Source organism: Streptomyces zinciresistens K42 (genome assembly GCF_000225525.1).
Classification (GTDB): Bacteria; Actinomycetota; Actinomycetes; order Streptomycetales; family Streptomycetaceae; genus Streptomyces; species Streptomyces zinciresistens.
The window spans coordinates 1-3343 of the sequence record NZ_AGBF01000366.1; the positions used below are offsets into that span (position 1 = coordinate 1).

3 protein-coding genes are annotated in these 3343 nt (G+C 72.8%); 1 reads left to right on the top strand and 2 read right to left on the bottom strand.

Features of this window, described 5'->3' with window-relative positions; all coding sequences use genetic code 11:
* The first annotated feature begins 307 nt into the window (after window positions 1-307).
* The gene (locus tag SZN_RS36315) at window positions 308-730 is read left to right on the top strand and encodes an ATP-binding protein (protein WP_007505562.1); all 423 of its coding nucleotides are present in this window, start codon (window positions 308-310) and stop codon (window positions 728-730) included.
* A gap of 101 nt (window positions 731-831) precedes the next feature.
* Here the strand turns inward: SZN_RS36315 and SZN_RS36320 are convergent, their stop codons facing one another.
* Both SZN_RS36320 and SZN_RS36325 read right to left on the bottom strand, forming a co-directional pair.
* Window positions 832-1872, bottom strand: a complete 1041-nt coding sequence (locus SZN_RS36320; RefSeq protein WP_043735147.1) for a DUF2637 domain-containing protein — start codon at window positions 1870-1872, stop codon at window positions 832-834.
* A gap of 384 nt (window positions 1873-2256) precedes the next feature.
* On the bottom strand, window positions 2257-3108 hold the full coding sequence (locus SZN_RS36325; RefSeq protein ID WP_007505567.1) for a (2Fe-2S)-binding protein: 852 nt from the start codon (window positions 3106-3108) through the stop codon (window positions 2257-2259).
* Window positions 3109-3343 lie beyond the last annotated feature (235 nt).

Sequence of the window (3343 nt, forward strand, 5' to 3'; positions counted from 1 at the left end):
CCGCGCGTCCTGCGGGCCGGCCGGGCTCCGGCGGCCGGGTGCCGCCCGGGAACGCGCGGGCCGCCGCCGGGTGTCCGGCAGATGACGTCCGCACCCGCGCGCGCCGGGTCCGGGATGCGCCAACCTTGGCCGAACACCTGGTCGTTGACGATTCGACATGACTGGCGCGTGCCCGATTCGGGCAATGGTTCCCGTGAACGTGTTCGAGCCAGGAGGGGGAACCGATATCGGCACGCGGGCGGGGGCCATGAAAAGGCAGGCACGGGGAGGCGGTCCCACGACGACCGGGGTCTCCTCGGCGAGGACGGTGGAGGACAAGGTAGCGGACGCCGGGGAACACGCACACGCCCCTCAACTCAGACGCAGGCTGGGGCAGGCGGACCTCAGGGCGGTGCCGGAGGCGCGCAGGGCCCTGCGCGCACTCTTACGGCACTGGGGGAAGCCCGGCAGGTCGGACATCGCCGAACTGCTCACCAGCGAACTCGTCACCAACGCGATCGTCCACACCGGGCACGAGGCGTACCTGACGGCGACCCTCGGACCGGACGGACTCCGGGTGGAGGTGCGGGACTTCGTGGCCCGGCGGCCCGAGCCGCGCGTACCGGACGCCGACGACGGTACGAACGGCCGGGGGCTGCTGCTGGTCCAGGCTCTCGCGGACGCCTGGGGTGTGCGCACGCACGGGGTGGGGAAGGCGGTCTGGTTCGAGCTCGACGCGGGGGCCGTCTGAGGGCCCCCGCGGGCGACGCCGCGGGACCGGCGGCCGGACACGGGAAGGGGCGCGGCCCCAAGCTCCTCGGGTCGCGCCCCTTCCCGTCACCGTCCGGCGTGTCAGCCGAACTGCCTCTCAAGGTCCTTGAGTTTGCGTTCCAGCGAGTCCAGTCGCGGAAGCGCCATCGTGTCGTCCTCGGCGGTGAGGTCGACGGGGGCCGGGTCGGAGCCGGTGCGCACGGGCTGCAGAGAGTGCCGTGCTCGCATGGGCAGTTGCTCCGGGGTGGATATGGCAGGCTCCGTGGTGACCTGCGCCGACGCCCGCTCCAGCGCCTGGGTCTCGACCTGTCGGCCGCCCCGGCCGACGAAGCCGCGGTGGCCCCGGCTGATGGCCTTCAGCTGCGCCCGCTCCAGGCGCTGCTGCTCACGGCGGCGCTGGCGGGCCTGCTCCTTCTGCCGCTTGTCCTCACGGACCTCGTCGACCGCCTCGTCCAGGCTCCGCACGTTCTCCAGGAGCATCAGCGACCACGCCTTGTACGTCTCACGGGGTGCCCGTATCCAGCGGACGATCCGGATCTGCGGCAGCGGCCTGGGCACGAGGCCCTGCTCGCGCAGCGCCGCGCGGCGGGTCTGCTTGAGCGCCCGGTCGAACAGGACCGCGGCCGAGAGGGACATGCCCGCGAAGAACTGGGGGGCGCCCGCGTTGTCCACGCCCCGCGGGGCGTGCACCCAGTTGAACCAGGCGGCGGCACCGGCGAAGGTCCACACGAGTATGCGGGAGCCGAGGGCCGCGTCACCGTGGCTGGCCTCGCGCACCGCGAGCACCGAGCAGAACATGGCCGCGCCGTCGAGACCGAACGGGACCAGGTACTGCCAGCCGCCGCTGAGGGCGAGGTTCTGCTCGCCGAAGCCGACCAGTCCGCGGAAGGAGAGCGCCGCGGCGACCGCCGCGCAGATGAACAGCAGCACGTAGGAGGCCGTGCCGTACAGGGCCTCCTTGCGCCGGCGGCGCTCCTCGCTGCGCTCCCACGAGTCTTCCGCGGCGGCGTCCTTCGCCGAGGCCGCCTTCCCGCGCCGGAGTACCGCCACCGCCGCCAGCATGCCCAGGAGCAGTACGGCGCCGGGTAGCAGCCAGGTCAGCGATATGTCGGTCAATCTCATCTGGGGTCCCTTGCATTGGGATAGGGCGTAACGCCCGCCATAGTGGCCCAATCCAGCTGGCCCTCAGGGGGGTTTCGGGGCAAGAGGCCGCCAAGGAGGTGCAAGGGGTTGCCCAGGGCGACGTTCTGCTCGAACTGCCGCTTGAGGGGCAGGAGTTGAGTTCGAACAACACTACCCGTGCGGGTGGTTCCACGGAAAGTTCCCGCGCGAAGTGAGGACATTGTGAAGCGCGCGTAACCGTGACGGGTGTGGTGCTCGCGAGTGATCTTACGGTACGGCGAGTTACGGCCACACCTGAGGGGGTGTCAACTGGCCCCGTGCGGCCTGTGTTCGGCTCCGAGGGGGGTGCGCGCAGCTCTCGTGGGGGTGCGGAGGGCGCCTGGTTCAGGCCGTCGCCGCGAGCAGCTTGGCGACCCGGTCGGCGTCGCAGGTGCGCGGGCAGGTGGCGCAGGTGTCCTCGGGGCGCAGCGTGTAGAACATGCAGCAGCTCACCCGGTCCCGGGTCGGCAGCGACTCGCCGTTCGGGCCGGTGAGTTCACGGAAGGCGGCCGAACCCGCGTACGGCTTCGTCGCGCCCGGCAGCAGCAGCTCCAGCTCGCGCTGGGCCCGGCTCTGCTCGCCGTCGCCCAGGAGGTGGGCGACGTACCACAGGCCCTCCACGATCTCGTCGGTCGCCATCCCCCACAGGGCGCGGCCGCGGCGCCGCATCCGGGGGCCGAAGCCGTGCAGGACGGGTTCGAGGTGCTCGGCCACGGCGGCCCGCACCTCCGCGCGCAGCGCCTCCTCGTCGGGGACGACCCTGGCGCCGGGCAGCGCGGCGGCCGGGTCGTCGGGCAGGCAGGCGAAGGACTCGGGGCGGGCGGCGAGGCGGCCCAGCGGGGCGTCGGGGGCCGTACGGTCGTAGGAGACGTGCGTCACGGGGAAGCGGGGGACACGGCGGGCGACGAACCACGGCACCGTGATCAGCAGGCACGCGGGCCACGCGTAGCGGTGCAGGCCGAAGCTGGCGGTGACGTCGGGGCGCGCGGGGTGTCCGTAGTCCCGGCGTATCTGGGCGTCGTCCCAGGCCAGGAAGGCGTCCAGGCCGGCGCCGCCCTCGGCGAGCGCGGACGCGGCGACATGGCCGCCGTCCCTCGGGAGCGGGGCGTCGGCGGGTGGCTGGACGATGTCGAGCCCCGGGAGCACCTCGGCGAGACGGGCGTACGTGGTCGCGAGGACTTCAGGGGGCACGGGCATGGGGCCGCCGATCCGCGAGGCGTTAAAGGTAAGGCTTACCTTACCCGAACTGGCCGCGGTTTGAACTGTCGCGTTCTGCGCCTATGGTGCTTGACGGCTGAGTGACAAGACGCCGTAATGACCGCAAGTACCGATACGTCCGCAGGAGGGCCCGTGAAGCAGGGGGTGCAGGGTTCCGGCCGGGGCGGGGGTGGGCCGGGCGGCCGGGGGCGCGGCCGGGGCCGGTGCCGTGGCC

What these genes read in the sequence shown, in the direction of transcription:
- SZN_RS36320 (WP_043735147.1), bottom strand. Translation starts at nt 1,872, where the DNA reads ATGAGATTGACCGACATATCGCTGACCTGGCTGCTACCCGGCGCCGTA.
- SZN_RS36325 (WP_007505567.1), bottom strand. Translation starts at nt 3,108, where the DNA reads ATGCCCGTGCCCCCTGAAGTCCTCGCGACCACGTACGCCCGTCTCGCC.